At 57.3% G+C, this 17224-nt stretch carries 15 protein-coding genes; 9 read left to right on the forward strand and 6 right to left on the reverse strand.

Annotation, left to right across the window (positions count from 1 at the left end):
• Positions 1-2 precede the first annotated feature (2 nt).
• The 4 genes from KQP88_RS04845 to yaaA form a co-directional block, all read right to left on the reverse strand.
• A complete protein-coding gene (locus KQP88_RS04845; protein ID WP_025258721.1) occupies positions 3-1172 on the reverse strand; it encodes an alginate biosynthesis protein Alg44 in 1170 nt (389 codons plus the stop codon).
• A gap of 40 nt (positions 1173-1212) precedes the next feature.
• On the reverse strand, positions 1213-2694 hold the full coding sequence (gene alg8 / locus KQP88_RS04850; RefSeq protein ID WP_025258722.1) for a mannuronan synthase: 1482 nt from the start codon (positions 2692-2694) through the stop codon (positions 1213-1215).
• A 101-nt stretch (positions 2695-2795) separates the two neighbouring features.
• Complete coding sequence (locus tag KQP88_RS04855; RefSeq protein ID WP_216704984.1) at positions 2796-4112, reverse strand: nucleotide sugar dehydrogenase; 1317 nt, start codon at positions 4110-4112, stop codon at positions 2796-2798.
• Between the two features lie 797 nt (positions 4113-4909).
• The gene (gene yaaA, locus KQP88_RS04860; RefSeq protein ID WP_216704985.1) at positions 4910-5689 is read right to left on the reverse strand and encodes a peroxide stress protein YaaA; all 780 of its coding nucleotides are present in this window, start codon (positions 5687-5689) and stop codon (positions 4910-4912) included.
• 317 nt (positions 5690-6006) lie between these two features.
• Here yaaA and KQP88_RS04865 point away from each other — a divergent pair, with 317 nt between their 5' ends.
• The 5 genes from KQP88_RS04865 to moaE all read left to right on the forward strand — a co-directional run bounded on the left by KQP88_RS04865 (position 6007) and on the right by moaE (position 10222).
• The gene (locus tag KQP88_RS04865) at positions 6007-7143 is read left to right on the forward strand and encodes a polysaccharide deacetylase family protein (RefSeq protein ID WP_200995176.1); all 1137 of its coding nucleotides are present in this window, start codon (positions 6007-6009) and stop codon (positions 7141-7143) included.
• Positions 7144-7478: 335 nt separating this feature from the next.
• Entirely contained in the window at positions 7479-8873 is a 1395-nt protein-coding gene (locus KQP88_RS04870) for a PhoH family protein (protein ID WP_025258726.1), read from the forward strand.
• A 169-nt stretch (positions 8874-9042) separates the two neighbouring features.
• Positions 9043-9528 carry a cyclic pyranopterin monophosphate synthase MoaC gene (moaC, locus tag KQP88_RS04875; RefSeq protein WP_198727782.1) on the forward strand — a complete coding sequence of 162 codons (486 nt, stop codon included), beginning with the start codon at positions 9043-9045 and terminating at the stop codon, positions 9526-9528.
• On the forward strand, positions 9525-9770 hold the full coding sequence (locus KQP88_RS04880) for a MoaD/ThiS family protein (RefSeq protein ID WP_198727781.1): 246 nt from the start codon (positions 9525-9527) through the stop codon (positions 9768-9770). The genes moaC and KQP88_RS04880 overlap by 4 nt, the downstream gene beginning before the upstream one ends.
• 2 nt (positions 9771-9772) lie before the next feature.
• Positions 9773-10222: a molybdopterin synthase catalytic subunit MoaE gene (gene moaE, locus KQP88_RS04885; RefSeq protein ID WP_117164345.1), complete on the forward strand. Its 450-nt coding sequence runs from the start codon at positions 9773-9775 to the stop codon at positions 10220-10222.
• A gap of 55 nt (positions 10223-10277) precedes the next feature.
• Here the strand turns inward: moaE and rhlB are convergent, their stop codons facing one another.
• Together rhlB and KQP88_RS04895 are read right to left on the reverse strand one after the other, a co-directional pair.
• On the reverse strand, positions 10278-11729 hold the full coding sequence (gene rhlB / locus KQP88_RS04890) for an ATP-dependent RNA helicase RhlB (protein WP_216704986.1): 1452 nt from the start codon (positions 11727-11729) through the stop codon (positions 10278-10280).
• Positions 11730-11856: 127 nt separating this feature from the next.
• Complete coding sequence (locus KQP88_RS04895) at positions 11857-12516, reverse strand: alpha/beta hydrolase (RefSeq protein ID WP_200995172.1); 660 nt, start codon at positions 12514-12516, stop codon at positions 11857-11859.
• Positions 12517-12996: 480 nt separating this feature from the next.
• On the opposite strand from KQP88_RS04895, the gene KQP88_RS04900 reads away from it, so the two are divergent.
• From KQP88_RS04900 to KQP88_RS04915, 4 genes are all read left to right on the forward strand, one after another.
• Positions 12997-14025 carry an amino acid ABC transporter substrate-binding protein gene (locus KQP88_RS04900; RefSeq protein ID WP_200995171.1) on the forward strand — a complete coding sequence of 343 codons (1029 nt, stop codon included), beginning with the start codon at positions 12997-12999 and terminating at the stop codon, positions 14023-14025.
• A gap of 70 nt (positions 14026-14095) precedes the next feature.
• Positions 14096-15277, forward strand: coding sequence for an amino acid ABC transporter permease (locus KQP88_RS04905; RefSeq protein WP_200995170.1), 1182 nt, complete (start codon positions 14096-14098; stop codon positions 15275-15277).
• Positions 15278-15287: 10 nt separating this feature from the next.
• The gene (locus KQP88_RS04910) at positions 15288-16385 is read left to right on the forward strand and encodes an amino acid ABC transporter permease (RefSeq protein ID WP_200995169.1); all 1098 of its coding nucleotides are present in this window, start codon (positions 15288-15290) and stop codon (positions 16383-16385) included.
• Positions 16386-16395: 10 nt separating this feature from the next.
• A complete protein-coding gene (locus KQP88_RS04915; protein WP_198728530.1) occupies positions 16396-17160 on the forward strand; it encodes an amino acid ABC transporter ATP-binding protein in 765 nt (254 codons plus the stop codon).
• Positions 17161-17224 lie beyond the last annotated feature (64 nt).

A 17224-nucleotide genomic window follows, 5' to 3' on the forward strand; every position in this document is an offset into this window, starting at 1 on the left:
GATTACAGACCCGCAGCCATGGCTTTATCGATCAGCCAGTTAACGGACGGGCCACGGTCGCTGACGACTTCGACAGGACGGCCGGCCAGGCTGCTGCTCAGGCTTTCGTCAGGCTGGATCTGTACACGGATGTCGGTAGACAGGTCGGTGTTGCTCAGGTTGCTGCTGCTGATGATCTTGCCGGTACGCAGTTGATCTTCGCCAGCGATCTGGAAGCTCACAGGAGTACCAGGCTTGACGTCGTTGAACTGGCGATAGGTGAAGCGTGCTTCGACAGTGGCAGGTGCGTTACGTGGCACCAACTGGAAGATCACCTGGCCTTTGGAGGCGAACTGGCCATCGGCAACCAGTTGACGAACCACAACGCAATCGCAAGGGCTGGTCATGGTGCCGCTCATTTGCTTGCCATACAGCTCTTCGATCTTGGCCGGTTGCAGGTCTTCACCGGTCAGGCTGCCCTTGAGCATTTCCAGCATGCTGGTGTTGAAGGTTGCCAGCGGTGCGCCTTTGGCGGCATCGCCATTGACCTGAACCAGGCTTTGCACAGTACCTTCGCGAGGCATGGTCACATCCATGCTCGGCACCGATACCAGACCGGCCGAAGCGTGGCTGACGAAGTACAGGCCGTAGACGGTCTTGAAGATGAAGCCGAAGGCCGCCAGACCGACGATGAAAATACCCAGGCTGAAGGTCACTGCACGCAGACGACCCAGGGCGCTCATGCCTGTGGTTTCTTTCTTGTTCTTGCGAGCCTTGGTGAAGTTGTCACGCTGCAGGGTAGCCAGTACTTCACCCATGCTGACGATGTCGCCGCTCAGGTGGGAAGTGATGATGTGGCGCAGGGTGGCGATGTCTTGTGCTTCAAGGTTCTGGAACTGGCAGCCGATACGACCGCTGGAGCTGATGGAGCGCACTTGCATTTCGACGTCCATGGCCAGGCCGAGGTTGTCGATGAGGAACTGCAGGCGACCCTTGATAACTTCGCCTTCGGTCATTTTGACGTTGCTTGGGGCAACGAAGCTCAGACCACCGGCCGACAGGTCTTCGACCCGGACCAGAGGAGCATTCTGCTCACCGTTGAGCAGGCGCAGCTTGGCTGGAACCTTGACCCGTGCGTGTTGGCGCTGGGCTTCGGATTCATGTACGACGTTCGCATTCACGGCTGTATTCATGGCTAATTTTCCTACTTGAGCAATTGATTCATTGGCCCGGTCACACCATCGTCAGCAGTACTGCGACGAAGATGGTGCCAGCTGAAAAAGTCATGGTTCGGGACGACCAGGTGTTGAACCAGCCCTGAAAGCTGGCCATGTCGCGGCTTAGTTTCGTGTCCTGACGCGTCCAGGACTGTCGATCCAGGCGGAAGAAAACGTAGATTTTCATCAGGGCGCCGACGATCTGGTTGTAATAGAGAATGATGGGGTAGGCAGGCCCTATCCTGTGTCCCGAGCAGGACAGCAGCAGTGTCAGGATCAGGCGGGTCATGCCGATCCACAGCAGGTACATCAGGATGAATGCGCCGCCATACTTGAAGCTGGCGATGATGGCGACGGTCAGGCCCAGGATGGATGTCCACATCGACACACGCTGGTCGAACAGCACAACGCTTGTGAACAGACCCAGGCGACGAATGCCCAGACCCAGTGCGCGGGAGTTCTGACGCAGGTTGTTGCCGTACCAGCGGTACATCAATTTGCGACTGGCCTTGAGGAAGCTTTTTTCTGGCGGGTGTTCAACGGTGTTGATGGCTGCATCGGGTACGTAGAACGTGTCGTAGCCCAGACGCATCAGGCTGAACCAGCTCGACTTGTCGTCACCGGTCAGGAACTTGAAGGTCCCCAGACGCCAGTGATTGAGCGAGTCGCTCTCCACGTCGGCAATGAACTCCGGATCGGTTACCACGGTGGCGCGGAATACCGACATGCGACCGGTCATGGTCAGGACGCGCTTGGACAGAGCCATGGAGCACATGTTGATGTGACGCTGGGCGAAACGCAGCTTGTGCCATTCGCTCATGATGTAACCGCCACGAACTTCACAGAACTCGTTGGTGGTCAGGCCGCCGACGTTATCGAACAGGTGGAACCACGGAACGGTCTTGCTGACGACGCCTTCATTGAGCACGGTGTCGCCGTCGATCACTGCGACCACTGCACGATCATCGGGCAGGTGACGCGAGATGGCGCGGAAGCCATAAGCCAGGCCGTCGCGCTTGCCGGTGCCAGGGATACGCACGAAGTCCAGCTTCACACGCTCAGGCGGGTTCATCTTGGTCCAGAGACTCTTGACCAGCAGCTCATCCGACATTTCCACCAGCGAGCAAACGATGGTGGTTGGCAGACCGCAGTTGATGGCTTCACGAATGACCGAGCTATACACCTGGGCAGTGGTCAGGGCTTCGATACGGAAGCTGGTGACCATCAGAAACACATGGGATGGATCTGCAGCCTTGCCCATTTTTTTCAGCTTGCGGCGCAAGTGTGGATAGACCACATACAGAAACAGCATCCCCCGCACAAAGTGCGTGATGCCCATGGAGTAGCGCCAGATGCCGACAGCACCAATCAGGAAAATAAAGTTCCTCGACTGTGAGTCGAAGATACTTGTGGGCAATGCAGTTGCGATGCCCATTAATAAACTTAGGTAAAACAGCCAGCCTGCGGCCTCTAGTAGGCCGTGCTTTAGCCTGTCCATATCCATGATCTGTATCCCAAAGTCAGTTGCAAGCACCAAGCCCCAGGCTGCAAGCGGTAACGCTTGAGCTTGTGGCTTGGTGCCTGGCGCTTGCGGCTGATTTACCAGCAGATACCTTCAGCGCGACCGTCTTCGCTGGTCGGCTTGGACATGAAGCCCACCAGGTCTACAACGTGCTTGCCGTGTGGAGTCTGGTCAGCCAGGGCGCGGAAGCGCTCGTCGCCGTTACCCAGGATGATCACGTCGGAGTTGTTGATGACCTCGTCGAAGTCCGAGTTCAGCAGGGACGACACGTGAGGGATCTTCGACTCGATGTAGTCCTTGTTGGCGCCGTGTACGCGAGCGTATTCGACGTTGCTGTCGTAGATGCTCAGGTCGAAACCTTTACCGATCAGCATTTCGGCCAGTTCGACCAGCGGGCTTTCGCGCAGGTCGTCGGTGCCGGCCTTGAAGCTCAGACCCAGCAGGGCGACTTTGCGGGTGTCGTGGCTGGCCACGATGTCGAAAGCGTTCTGTACCTGGGAGACGTTGCTGCGCATCAGGGAGTTGAGCAGCGGTGCTTCCACGTCCAGGCTGCCTGCACGGTAGGTCAGGGCGCGAACGTCTTTCGGCAGGCACGAACCGCCGAAGGCGAAGCCTGGGCGCATGTAGTACTGGGACAGGTTCAGTTGCTTGTCCTGGCAGACCACTTCCATCACTTCACGACCGTCGACGCCGACTGCCTTGGCGATGTTGCCGATTTCGTTTGCGAAAGTAACTTTGGTGGCGTGCCACACGTTGCAGGTGTACTTGATCATTTCGGCAACGGCGATGTCCTTGCGGATGATCGGTGCGTCGAGTTCTTCGTACAGCGATTGCAGAACGTCACCGGAAGCCTTGTCGAACTCGCCGATAACGGTCATTGGTGGGTGATCGTAGTCTTTGATCGCGGTGCTTTCGCGCAGGAACTCAGGGTTCACTGCAACGCCGAAGTCGACGCCGGCTTTCTTGCCGGAGCAGTCTTCCAGGATCGGGATCACAACGTTGGCTACGGTGCCCGGCAGTACGGTGCTGCGTACCACGATGGTGTGGCGGGAGGACTTGTCACGCAGGACATAACCGATCTCACGGCATACCGACTCGATGTAGTCGAGTTCCAGGTCGCCGTTCTTCTTGCTTGGCGTGCCTACGCAGATCATCGATACGTCGGTGGCGCGGATGGCTTCGGAGAAGTCCGTGGTACCGCGCAGTTTGCCGTTGCGAATGCCCTGTGCCAGGAGGTCTTCCAGGCCCGGCTCAACGATAGGCGACTTGCCGTTGTTGATAAGGTCGATCTTGGTGGTGGAAACATCCACACCCACAACATCGTGACCACGTGCAGAAAGGCAACCGGCACAGACTGCACCGACATAACCCAAACCAAAGATGCTGATACGCATCGTACTCTCCTCGATTTTTCACGCCATAAAGTTGGCTGGATATTAATTTTGGCCAGCAGATGTCACACGCGAGTCAGTAGGGCTTCTAAAAGCCACTGAACTAACGCAGGCATATTTAATTAATGAGTGCCCAAACAAAGGTGGCAAACTCAATGACACTAAGTGCAAGTGGCAGGTCCCCTGATCGGGCCGTGCTCTCTTGTGTGTGGCAAACCACTCCTTGTATAGCGATCCTCGGCAGGTCGATCTGCAAGCCTTGGCTTTGACGATCTGGAGCCCTGCTCTATACACCGTTCACGGTGTTCGCTTGTCTACCTGACTCAATTAGTGATGTGAGTTTAAGTTCAGAGTCGTAAGTAGTGATTCCGCAGAATTACACACGACCTCTGGCAACTTCCTTTTGCTCTCACTGCGCTGTAAGTGATCTCTTACAGGGCTGTCGAGAATTGTTACGGGATGTAGGAGCATATGGATTCGGGATTAGTTCCGGGCCGCTCGTCCTCTTTTTGAGAATTTTTCCGATCTGCTTTTGGCAGCCCATACTTTCAAAATGATGGCACTTTTGTTGGAGGCCTTATCAATAAAGGGGTTCCCGAGCGGAGATATTTTTTTGCCATTACAGGAGTGAGGCGCTGTGCCACTGCTCAAAAAAGTTGTCTTTTTTTCGAGAAAGTTCGTTTTGAAAATGAACGCCGCGTCGAGTGATGTTTATCCGGCGTCACAAAAATGGCGTAAGAGGTTTGAGATAGACAGGCTGGCTTGCGTAGCGCCTCTGGCACTACGCAACATTGACGCCATCACTGCTCTGGAGTGTCGCGCAGGAAGACCAGTTTGTCCGTAGTCGACTGTTCGGCGCTGTAGCGGTAACCCTGCACATCGAATTCCTTCAGTGCCTCGGGTGTGTTGATCTGCTCGGTGATCACAAAACGGCTCATCATGCCGCGGGCTTTCTTGGCGTAGAAACTGATGATCTTGTACTGACCGTTTTTCAGATCCTTGAACTCGGTATCGATGATGCGGGCTTTTAATGACGAGCGTTTGACTGCAGAAAAATATTCGTTGGACGCCAGGTTCAGCAGCAGGTCATCACCCTGATCGGCCAGGGCCTGGTTCAGCCATTCGCTGATGCGCGTGCCCCAGAACGCATAAAGATCCTTGCCACGGGCATTGGCCAGCTTCGTCCCCATTTCCAGCCGATAGGGCTGCATCAGGTCCAGAGGGCGCAGCAGTCCATAAAGGCCGGATAGCATGCGCAAGTGATCCTGGGCGTAGGAAAGCTGGGCATCGGTCAGCGTTTCGGCCTGCAACCCGGTATACACATCGCCCTTGAATGCCAGCAGCGCCTGTTTGGCGTTGTCGGGCGTGAAGGCCGGCGTCCAGCTGCCGAAGCGCGCCGCGTTCAGGCCCGAGAGCTTGTCGGACAGGTGCATCAGTTCGCCGATCTGTGCGGGTGTCAGCTCGCGAAGCTGAGTGATCAACTCCTGGGAGTGATCCAGATATTGCGGCTGGGTGTAGCGTTCGGTGGTCGGCGGGGTCTCGTAGTCGAGGGTTTTCGCTGGGGAAATCACCATCAGCATGAAGTCGTCTCCTTTAATCGTCGGCCGATTCTATGGGGTGATGGGATATGACTCCAGCTATGGTGGCGATAACAGACCGTGTGAAAACTACTGCGCTCGGTCATGCTGCGTTGAAAACAGGCTCGGAATGCTCATTTACAGCCAGTAAACTCCGCTTCCTCGCCTGTTTTCGCCTTGCCTGACCTTCGCTCGCTACGTTTTCACACGGTCTGTATGAACAGTGGCTTTGTAACGCGCCGGGCATAAGACTCTGCCCCGGATCAGCTATAGTGCCGCGCGGGTGATGGCGTTGATATTGGATCGAGAGGGCATTGGTTTTGCGTATCGTTTTAGCAGTTTGCGCGTGTCTGTTCTGGTTTGAAGCTCAGGCGGCGGTGCCTGAAGTTGCCACCATTGATCGCAGTGTATGGCCCGAGCGTCTGGAGACGCCGGCCTTGTTCGATGTTGCCTCCCGTGCCGAGATCCTGGCTTTCGCCCATGCCTTGTCTGTCAGTGAAACCCTGGGCGAAGAAGGGCTCAAGCAACGCCTGGGCCTTCGTTATATCAACGTGCCTTCGTTGAACGTGGTTCGCCACCGGCTGTGGCTGCGCCTGCTGGAGAACTATCAGGCGGCCCAGAAGAGCTGTGAGGAAGATGCAAACTTCTGTGTGCTGGTCGAGGACATGGAGCAACTGCGCCAGCGCGCCGAGGAATATCAGGTTTCGCCCGATTCCTTCTATACCGCATGGGCCAGACCCAGTGCGGTCTTCCACGAGCGCTACCTGAACGAATTGCTGTACATGGCCGCCCTGTTTCCTCAGACCAGCAGTGAAATCGAGCGCTATAACTCCGATGAAATGAGCGGCGACGAAATGCCTGATCGCACCTTCGTGCTCAATTTCGACAGCGGCCCGAGCCCGGCAGACGGCAATACGGACTGGCTGGCCGACTTCATGCGTCAGCAAAAAATGACGGCGACCTTCTTCGTGCTGGGTAAAAGCCTGCAGGCGCGCCTGGAAAGCAGCTCGGCCGCCAGTCTGCAGGCGCTCTACCGGCAGCAGTGCGTGGGGATTCAAGGCTGGGAGTATCGCTCCCACAGCAACTGGGTCGACTGGCAGGATTCCGTGCAGCGCAGTGCCGCTCTGGTCCAGCAGGTTCTCCCTGACAACTTCGTACCGCTGTTCCGGCCGCCTTATGGTCATCGTCGTGCTGACAGCGGCGAATACTTCCGTTCGCAGCACTTGCGGGTGTCGCTGTGGAATATCGACTCCCAGGACGCCATGGGACGTCTCTCGGCCCAGCAGGTGGGTGACCGGGTGCTGACCCTCATGCTGCTCTGGCGCAAGGGCACAGTGGTGTTCCATGACATGGGCAACAAGGCGCAGTCGGCGCTGCCGTTGTTGCTGGCCAATACCGCACAAAGCGAATTGATCTGGGATGACTGCCGGAATTTCTCTGAAACCCAGGAGGAATAAGGGGTTGAGGGTATAAAGCGGAGGGAGCGGGGCAGGTTTTTTCGGCCAATCCGGCCTGAGGTGACTTCCGACTGTAAACGTGCAGAAGGCACTCGCCAAGCGCTATTCGTCATACTGTGAAATAAACTTCAAAAAACTGTCAAAGAGCTTTTTTCTGTCATCGGTTTTGCTGTATTACGACAGCAGACCGCCGAAACCTGCAACACAGGTGGCGTCCTCAACGACCCATCTTGAGCAACATTCTTCCCTGCCTCAAGGGAAGGAACCGGCGGCCTTTTCGTGGCGCAGCTTTGTAGTGGTTCTGCGCCACCTGGCTTCTATAAAGGTGAGCGAGTATGGATGATCACGGACGCAACCCTTCCACTAACCAGCCTATCCTTTACGTGCTCGATACCAACGTATTGATTCATGATCCAAACGCACTGCTGAATTTCGAAGAACACCGCGTAGCCATTCCGATGACGGTTCTGGAGGAACTGGACAAACTCAAGGACGGCAAGCATTCGGTCGCCGCGGAGTGCCGGCAGGCCATCCGCCTGATCGACAAGACTCTGGGTGAAGCCTCACCGGAAGAAGTCGAAAAAGGCGTGCCTATCGACCGTGGCACGGGCGTATTCAAAGGCTTCCTGTCGATTCTGATGAGCCGACGCGAGGAGCCCAACAGCCTTCTTCCCGAACATTTGAACGACAACATCATCATCAACCAATTGGTCGACCTGCACGCCCGCGACAAGGACTTGCGTCTGGTGCTGGTGACCAAGGACATCAACATGCGCCTCAAGGCGCGAGCCTGTGGCATTGCCGCCGAGGATTACAGCACCGACCAGTTGGTGGATGACGTCTCGCTGCTGTCGCGTGGCTACCACGATATTCCGGGCTCGTTCTGGGACCGGGTCAGCAAGGTCGAAACCCGTCAGGACCATGGCCGCACCTGGCATCGCGTGCAGTTGAGCGAAAGCCTGCCCGCGGTTCACATGAACGAGTTCATCATCGACGAGCAAGGCTTCGTCGGTTGGATCAAGGGCGTGCGCAGCGACGAACTGCTGATTCTCGACATGCATCAGGAGCCTTTGCTGCATCAGGAAGCCTGGGGACTGAAGCCTCGGGATATCTACCAGGGGCTGGCGCTGTTCGCGTTGCTCGATCCGGATATCCATCTGGTCAACCTGTCCGGCGCGGCAGGTTCGGGCAAGACCATCCTGGCGCTGGCCGCTGCCATCGAGCAGACCATGGTCAGCAAACGCTATCGCCGCATCATCGCAACCCGCAGCGTACAAGGCCTGGATCAGGAAATAGGCTTCCTGCCCGGCACCGAAGCGGAAAAAATGGAGCCATGGCTGGGGGCAATCACCGACAACCTCGAAGCCTTGCACATGGATGACGAAAACACCCATGGCAGCGTCGATTACATCCTCAGCAAAGTGCCGTTGCAGTTCAAATCCCTCAACTACATCCGGGGCCGCAGCTTCCAGCAAAGCCTGATCCTGATCGACGAGTGCCAGAACCTGACGCCGCACCAGATGAAAACCATCATCACCCGTGCCGGTGCCGGTTCGAAAGTGGTCTGCCTGGGTAACCTTGCGCAGATCGACACCCCCTACCTGTCAGCCACCAGCTCGGGGCTGACCTACCTGACGGAGCGCTTCAAGGATTTCCCCAACGGCGTACACATCACCCTGCAAGGGGTTCCACGCTCGGTACTGGCTGAATATGCCGAGAGTCATCTCTAACGAGTAGGCGACAAGCGGCAAGCTATAAGCTGCAAGAGAAGTTAGAACGTGCTTCGCTTGTAGCTTGTAGCTTGTAGCTTGTAGCTTGTAGCTTGTAGCTTGTAGCTTGTAGCTTGTAGCTTGCGCCCCTAGCTATCTACAATCGCCTCTCCTGTTCAGGAGTAAGGCTGTGCTGACTCATCTCGATTCCCAAGGTCGCGCCAATATGGTCGACGTCACGGACAAGGCTGTGACGTCCCGTGAGGCTGTGGCCCAGGCGCTTGTGCGCATGTTGCCTGAAACCCTGCAAATGATTGTCAGCGGTGGCCATCCCAAAGGGGATGTGTTTGCCGTTGCGCGTATTGCCGGTATTCAGGCTGCGAAGAAAACCAGTGATCTGATCCCGCTCTGCCATCCGCTGATGCTCACCAGCGTCAAGGTCGAGCTCAGTGCCCAGGGCGACGATGCGGTGCTGATCGTGGCGCGTTGCAAGCTGGCCGGGCAGACGGGCGTTGAAATGGAAGCCCTGACCGCCGCCAGTGTGGCTGCGTTGACCATCTACGACATGTGCAAGGCGGTTGATCGCGGCATGGTCATCGAGTCGGTGCGGCTGCTGGAAAAGCTCGGCGGCAAGAGTGGTCACTTCATTGCTGATGAACCGGGGGCCGCGCAATGAGCGTGCAGGTTCAGTATTTCGCCCGCTATCGGGAAGCCTTGGGGCTGGACGGCGAGCGTGTCGAAGGTGCTTTCGCGACTCTGGACGAGCTGCGTCAGCACCTTGTGCAACGTGGCGAAGCCTGGCAGGTGCTGGCCGAGCAGAACCTGATGTGCGCCCGCAATCAGGAGCTGTGTCAGCTGGATGAGCCCTTGGAAGATGGCGACGAAGTGGCATTCTTTCCTACCGTGACCGGAGGCTGAACATGGCGATTCGCGTGCAAGCGGCGGCGTTCGATCCGGGAGCCGAGGTCAATGCGCTGCATGCGGCCAATGTCGGCATCGGTGCGGTGGTCAGTTTTGTGGGGTATGTGCGCGACTTCAACGAAGGGCGTGAAGTCTCGGGCATGTTTCTGGAACACTATCCGGGCATGACCGAAAAGGCTCTGGCAAAGATCGTTGCAGAAGCCGAACAGCGCTGGCCATTGCTCAGGCTGGAAGTGCTGCACCGGGTCGGCGCTCTGGAGCCGGGCGAGCCTATCGTGTTTGTTGGGGTTGCCAGTGCCCATCGTCAGGCCGCGTTCGAGGCCTGCGATTTCGTCATGGACTACCTCAAGACCCGCGCACCGTTCTGGAAGCGCGAAAACACTGCCGAAGGCCCGCGCTGGGTCGAAGGGCGGCACAGTGATCAGGCAGCGGCGGATCGCTGGAAATGAGTTCGCGAATGAATTCGCTCCCACTGGTGTGTATGTGTGTGGGAGCGAAGAAGGATCAGGCCTTGCGCACCACAGCCCGCAACAACTCGGTCGGTGGCATTTCGCAGCTGATCTTGCGACCCAGTTTCTCTTCGATGGCCGGGAGCTGATAGGAATCGTCTTCCCCGGCAAAGCTGATCGAAACGCCATCGGCGCCCGCACGGCCTGTACGACCGATCCGGTGCACGTAATCGTCCGGCACTTCCGGCAGGGTGAAGTTGATCACGTGGCTGATGCCATCGATGTGAATACCGCGACCTGCGACGTCTGTCGCCACCAGAACCCGGATCTTGCCTTCGCGGAAGCCTTCCAGGGTCTTGATCCGTTTGTGCTGCGGAACATCGCCTGACAGTTGCGCGGCGTTTACGCCGTCACGTACCAGACGCTCCTCGATGCGGCGCACTTCGTCCTTGCGGTTGGCAAAGACCATCACCCGTTCCCAGCCGTTGTCGGTGACCAGGTTGTACAGCAGCTTGTACTTGTCGGCTGCAGCGACCGCGTAGATGTGCTGTTCGACGTTGCTGTTGGCGACGTTCTCGGCTTCGATTTCGACGATGGCCGGATCGGTCGTCCATTGCTTGGCGAGGTTCATCACGTCATCGGTGAAGGTCGCGGAGAACAGCAGGGTCTGGCGTTCGCCCTTGTGCGGAGTCTGGCGAATGATCTGGCGGACCTGCGGGATGAAGCCCATGTCCAGCATGCGGTCGGCTTCGTCGAGGACCATCACTTCGACCATGTCCAGATGCACTTCACCGCGCTGGTTGAAGTCCAGCAGGCGTCCCGGTGTCGCAACCAGGATGTCGCAATGACGTGCTTCGAGCTGCTTGAGCTGCTTGTCGAACTCCATGCCGCCCACGAACGTCATGACGTTGAGGTTGGTGTACTTGGTCAGCGCCGCGGCGTCCTTGGCGATCTGCACCACCAGTTCGCGGGTCGGGGCGATGATCAGGGCGCGAGGTTCGCCCATGTAGCGCTCTTTGGGCGGTGGTGTCTGGGTCAGTTGCGTGATGATCGAGATCAGGAACGCGGCGGTCTTGCCGGTACCTGTCTGGGCGCGGCCGATGGCGTCCCTGCCCTTGAGGGTGTAACCCAATACGCCCGCCTGGATCGGCGTGCAGTACGGGAAGCCCAGGTCATGGATCGCGTGCATCAGTTCGGGGGCCAGGTCGAAGTCATGGAAACGGCTTTTGCCTTCCTGAGGTTCGACGACGAAATCTTCCAGCTTCCAGGCGACGACCGGCGGCTTGGGTGCGCGCTCTCGACGTGGACGTTCTGCCTTGGGCTTTTCGCTTCGTGTCTGAACGGGAGCAGCGGGCTCCTTTGCCAGAGCTGGAGCCTGGGCTGTACGATTCTGTGATTCGCCTTCAGTGCGAGTCGGGGATACGGGGCTGGATGCTGCGTGGTTGGGCGCGAGCTGCTCAGCCTCGCTTTTACCGAACATCTTTTTAAGTGCTTTGAGCACGGTCATCTCGTCAATTGATTAAGGAATGTACGCCGAGCAGTGTAATGCAAGAATCGGGCGCGGCGTAGTGTCATCCTTGGTTCGCTACAAAGGTCTGCGATCAGGCCGGTTCAAAGCTCTATTAAAGAAGATGTTACCGAAGTTTCTCGGCAAGCCAGATTTGTATGTCGGAAATTTCCTGGGGTAACACTTGATGACCCATTGGGTACTCTTTCCATTGGGCGGTTACACCCAGAGTCTTCAGGTACTCGTAAGCGGTTCGCCCCATGGCGTTGTGGACCACTTCGTCGTGAAAACCATGCAGGCACAAGGCCGGAATGCGTTGCTGACTGGCCGACAGCGTCATCTGGTCATTGAAGGTCGGTGCGTAAGTGGAGAGCGCCAGTACGCCGCCCAGCGGACCTTGCCAGCGTTTGTAGGCCGTGTGCAGCACCACGGCGCCGCCCTGGGAGAAGCCGGCCAGGAAGATTCTTGCGGGGTCGATGCCGCTGTCGCGTTGTTGTTCGATCAGGCTCAGAACCTGTTGGGCCGAGGCTTCCATCTCGTCGTGGTCGATGGAGCGGGCTTCGGAGGTCATGCTCTTGATGTCATACCAGCTCGGCATTTCATAACCACCGTTGACGGTGACAGCGCGTTTCGGGGCCTGGGGCAGGATGAAGCGCGTGGTGGTCAGTGTTTCCTGCAGGGCCTCGGCGACAGGCAGGAAGTCATAGCGGTCGGCTCCAAGGCCGTGCAGCCAGATGACGCAGGCATCAGGTTCGGCGGTAGGTTGCAGGATCAAGGACTCGCTCATGAATGCTCCAATAGTGTGCGTTGGTTGTTTTTCTGCGCATTAATTAGGTGCGTGCGCAGTTTAAAAGTGAAAGAAGATGTCGCAAGGTTACAATTTTTCGACTTGACCTGTCGCTAATTCGACATCGCCAGCATGATGGTACGGCCTTTGCTATGAAACGTTTGGAGTCAAAGCGCTCACATCGATCGGTAACACTATTAGGCTACTACTTGTGACGATCGAAGGCAGCACGGGAGTCCATGCGTCAGGACTCTTGCCATGATTGATCCTGTACCGCTCTGGTGCGGGGAAAATACGGGGCTTTGGTAGAAGGGCTATAAATGAAGGATGAATGTGAGTGATGAGAGGCTCTCATACTCGATTCATGATTCTCGCCCAGCGTCGCATGACCCAAAAAAAAGCCAGCACGGGTCATTAATGCCTCACAAGGGTGCGGCGTGACTGAAGACCCACACAATAAAGAGCACACTGGAGGTTTGAATGAAGATGTTGAAATCCACACTGGCGGTCGTGACAGCTGTAGCAGCACTCGGCGTGACCGGTGCAGCTAACGCCGGTGCCACACTTGACGCTGTCCAGAAGAAAGGTTTTGTTCAGTGCGGTGTCAGCGATGGCCTGCCAGGGTTCTCCGTTCCAGATGCTACAGGCAAGATTACCGGTATCGACGCAGACGTGTGCCGTGCCGTAGCTGCTGCCGTTTTCGGTGACGCGACCAAGGTAAAATTCAGCCAGCTGAACGCCAAAGAGCGTTTCACCGCGCTGCAATCGGGCGAAATCGACATTCTGTCGCGTAACACCACCTGGACCAGCTCCCGTGATTCGGGCATGGGCCTGGTATTCGCCGGCGTGACTTACTACGACGGTATCGGCTTCCTGGTAAACAACAAGCTGGGCGTCAAGAGCGCCAAGGAACTGGACGGTGCAACCGTTTGTATCCAGGCTGGTACTACCACTGAGCTGAACGTCTCCGACTACTTCCGCTCCAACGGTCTGAAATACACCCCGATCACTTTCGACACCTCCGACGAAAGCGCCAAGTCGCTGGAAGGCGGCCGTTGCGACGTGCTGACCTCCGACCAGTCGCAGCTCTACGCACAGCGCAGCAAGCTGGCCAAGCCTGACGACTACGTCGTTCTGCCAGAAGTCATCTCCAAGGAGCCTCTGGGCCCGGTCGTGCGTAAAGGCGACGAAGAGTGGTTCTCCATCGTTCGCTGGACCCTGTTCGCTCAGTTGAACGCTGAAGAAGCAGGCATCACTTCCAAGAACGTCGAAGCTGAAGCCAAGGCCACCAAGAACCCTGACGTTGCCCGTATGCTCGGCGCTGACGGTGAGTACGGTAAAGACCTGAAGCTGCGCAAGGACTGGGTTGTTCAGATCGTCAAGCAGGTAGGTAACTACGGCGAGATGTTCGAGCGCAACCTGGGCGAGTCGACCCCGCTGAAAATCAAGCGTGGCCAGAATGCTCTGTGGAACAAAGGTGGCATTCAGTACGCTCCACCAATTCGCTGATTGACCCGGCGCCCGACAGGCTTTCAAGCCTGTCGGGCGTTGTTCTGTTCGATTTTTCCTGGGGCATTTCATGGAAAAGCAAATCGTCGCACCAAAGCAAAAGCTCTCTTTGAGCGACCCAAAAGTGCGCGCGTGGTTATTTCAGATCATCACCGTAGTGGCGGTGGTCTCGTTGGGCTGGTTCATGTTCGACAACACCCAGACCAACCTGCAGCATCGTGGTATCACATCGGGGTTCTCGTTTCTTGAGCGCAGTGCCGGTTTCGGTATTGCCCAGCATCTGATCGATTACACCGAAGCGGACAGCTATGCCCGCGTTTTCGTCATCGGCTTGCTCAACACCTTGTTGGTATCGGTCATCGGTATCTTCCTGGCAACCATTCTGGGCTTCATCATCGGTGTCGCTCGTCTGTCCCAGAACTGGATGATCAACAAGCTGGCGACCGTGTATGTCGAAGTCTTCCGCAACATTCCGCCGTTGCTGCAGATCCTGTTCTGGTACACCGCCGTCTTCCTGACCCTGCCCGGACCACGTCAGGCTCACGGCTACCTGGACATGTTCTTTGTCAGCAGCCGCGGGTTGAACATGCCCAAGGCCATTCCTGCCGAAGGTGCATGGGCGTTCCTGATCAGCATCGTCATCGCCATTCTGGCGGTGGTCGCGATGGTGCGTTGGGCCAACAAGCGTTTCGAAGCCACCGGCGAGCCGTTCCACAAGTTCTGGGCTGCTCTGGGGTTGCTGCTGGTCATTCCCGGCCTGAGCATGCTGATCTTCGGCAGCCCGGTACACTGGGAACTGCCGCAGCTCAAAGGCTTCAACTTCACCGGCGGCTGGGTACTGATCCCTGAACTGATCTCCCTGACCCTGGCGTTGACCATCTACACCGCGGCGTTCATCGCCGAAATCGTGCGTTCGGGTATCAAGTCGGTCAGCCACGGCCAGACCGAAGCGGCTCGCTCCCTGGGCCTGCGTCCCGGGCCAACGTTGCGCAAGGTCATCATTCCGCAGGCTCTGCGAGTGATCATCCCGCCGTTGACCAGCCAGTTCCTGAACCTGGCGAAGAACTCTTCGCTGGCTGCAGCCATTGGTTATCCGGAAATGGTTTCGCTGTTCGCCGGTACGGTACTCAACCAGACCGGTCAGGCCATTGAAGTCATTGCCATCACCATGAGTGTGTACCTGGCGATCAGTATCAGCATTTCCATGCTGATGAACTGGTACAACAAGCGCATTGCGCTGATCGAGCGGTGAGGAAACGCGCATGACGACTCATACTTTCAAACCTGACATGCCACCACCGGGCAAAGTATTCGGCCCGGTCGCGTGGATGCGGCAGAACCTGTTCTCCAGCTGGATCAACACGCTGCTGACCCTGTTCTCGTTCTACCTGATCTACCTGATCGTCCCGCCGATGATCAGCTGGTCCCTGCTGGACGCCAACTGGATCGGCACCACCAAGGAAGACTGCACCAAGGCAGGTGCATGCTGGGTATTCGTCCAGCAGCGTTTTGGCCAGTTCATGTATGGCTACTTCCCGACCGAACTGCGCTGGAGGGTTGATCTGACTGCAATCCTGGCGATTGTCGGTGCTGCGCCTCTGTTCATCTCGAAGTTCCCGCGCAAGGCGTTCTACGCCATCGGCTTCCTGGTGATCTACCCGGTCATCGCGTTCTACCTGCTGCATGGTGGCGCGTTTGGTCTGAGCACCGTCGCAACCAGCCAGTGGGGCGGCCTGATGCTGACCCTGGTGATCGCGACCGTCGGTATCGCCGGTGCATTGCCGCTGGGTATCCTGCTGGCGCTGGGACGTCGTTCCAACATGCCGGCCGTGCGTGTGGTGTGCGTGACGTTCATCGAGTTCTGGCGCGGCGTGCCGTTGATCACTGTGCTGTTCATGTCCTCGGTCATGCTGCCGCTGTTCATGCCAGAAGGGATGAACTTCGACAAGCTGCTGCGCGCCCTGATCGGCGTCATCCTGTTCCAGTCGGCGTACATCGCCGAAGTGGTGCGCGGTGGCATGCAGGCAATTCCGAAAGGGCAATACGAAGCTGCCGCGGCCATGGGCCTGGGCTACTGGCGTGCAATGGGTCTGGTGATCCTGCCGCAGGCGTTGAAGATGGTTATCCCCGGCATCGTCAACACCTTCATTGCCCTGTTCAAGGATACAAGCCTGGTGATCATCATCGGTCTGTTTGACTTGCTCAACAGCGTCAAGCAAGCCACCGCCGACCCGTCATGGCTGGGTATGGCCACTGAAGGCTATGTCTTCGCGGCCCTGGTGTTCTGGATCTTCTGTTTCGGTATGTCCCGCTATTCCATGCATTTGGAACGTAAGCTGGACACAGGCCACAAGCGTTAGGAGTTTTGTGATGAGTGAAGTTATCAGTAAGCCTCTGGGCGCTGAAGGCATGATCCGGATGGAAGGCGTACACAAGTGGTACGGCCAGTTCCATGTATTGAAAGACATCAACCTGAACGTGCGTCAGGGCGAACGTATCGTATTGTGCGGCCCGTCGGGCTCGGGCAAGTCGACCACCATTCGTTGCCTGAACCGTCTGGAAGAGCACCAGCAGGGCCGCATCATCGTCGATGGCACCGAACTGACTTCCGACCTGAAGCAGATCGAAACCATCCGCCGTGAAGTCGGCATGGTGTTCCAGCACTTCAACCTGTTCCCGCACCTGACCATCCTGCAGAACTGCACGCTGGCGCCGATGTGGGTTCGCAACATGCCGAAGAAAAAGGCCGAAGAAATCGCCATGCACTACCTGGAGCGCGTACGCATTCCAGAGCAGGCTCACAAGTATCCGGGCCAGCTTTCCGGTGGTCAGCAACAGCGTGTGGCGATTGCCCGTGCCCTGTGCATGAAGCCGAAAATCATGCTGTTCGACGAGCCGACCTCGGCACTCGACCCGGAAATGGTCAAGGAAGTACTCGACACCATGGTTTCCCTGGCCGAAGAAGGCATGACCATGCTCTGCGTAACCCACGAAATGGGCTTCGCCCGTACCGTGGCCAACCGCGTGATCTTCATGGACAAGGGCGAGATCGTCGAACAGGCTTCGCCTAACGACTTCTTCGATAACCCGCAAAGCGACCGTACCAAACTGTTCCTCAGCCAGATCATTCACTGAGTCGCAGACGCTGCATGAAAAACCGGACCTTGTGTCCGGTTTTTTTATGGCTGTTTTCAGGCGA

The sequence above is a fragment of the Pseudomonas lijiangensis genome, assembly GCF_018968705.1.
GTDB classification, from domain to species: domain Bacteria; phylum Pseudomonadota; class Gammaproteobacteria; order Pseudomonadales; family Pseudomonadaceae; genus Aquipseudomonas; species Aquipseudomonas lijiangensis.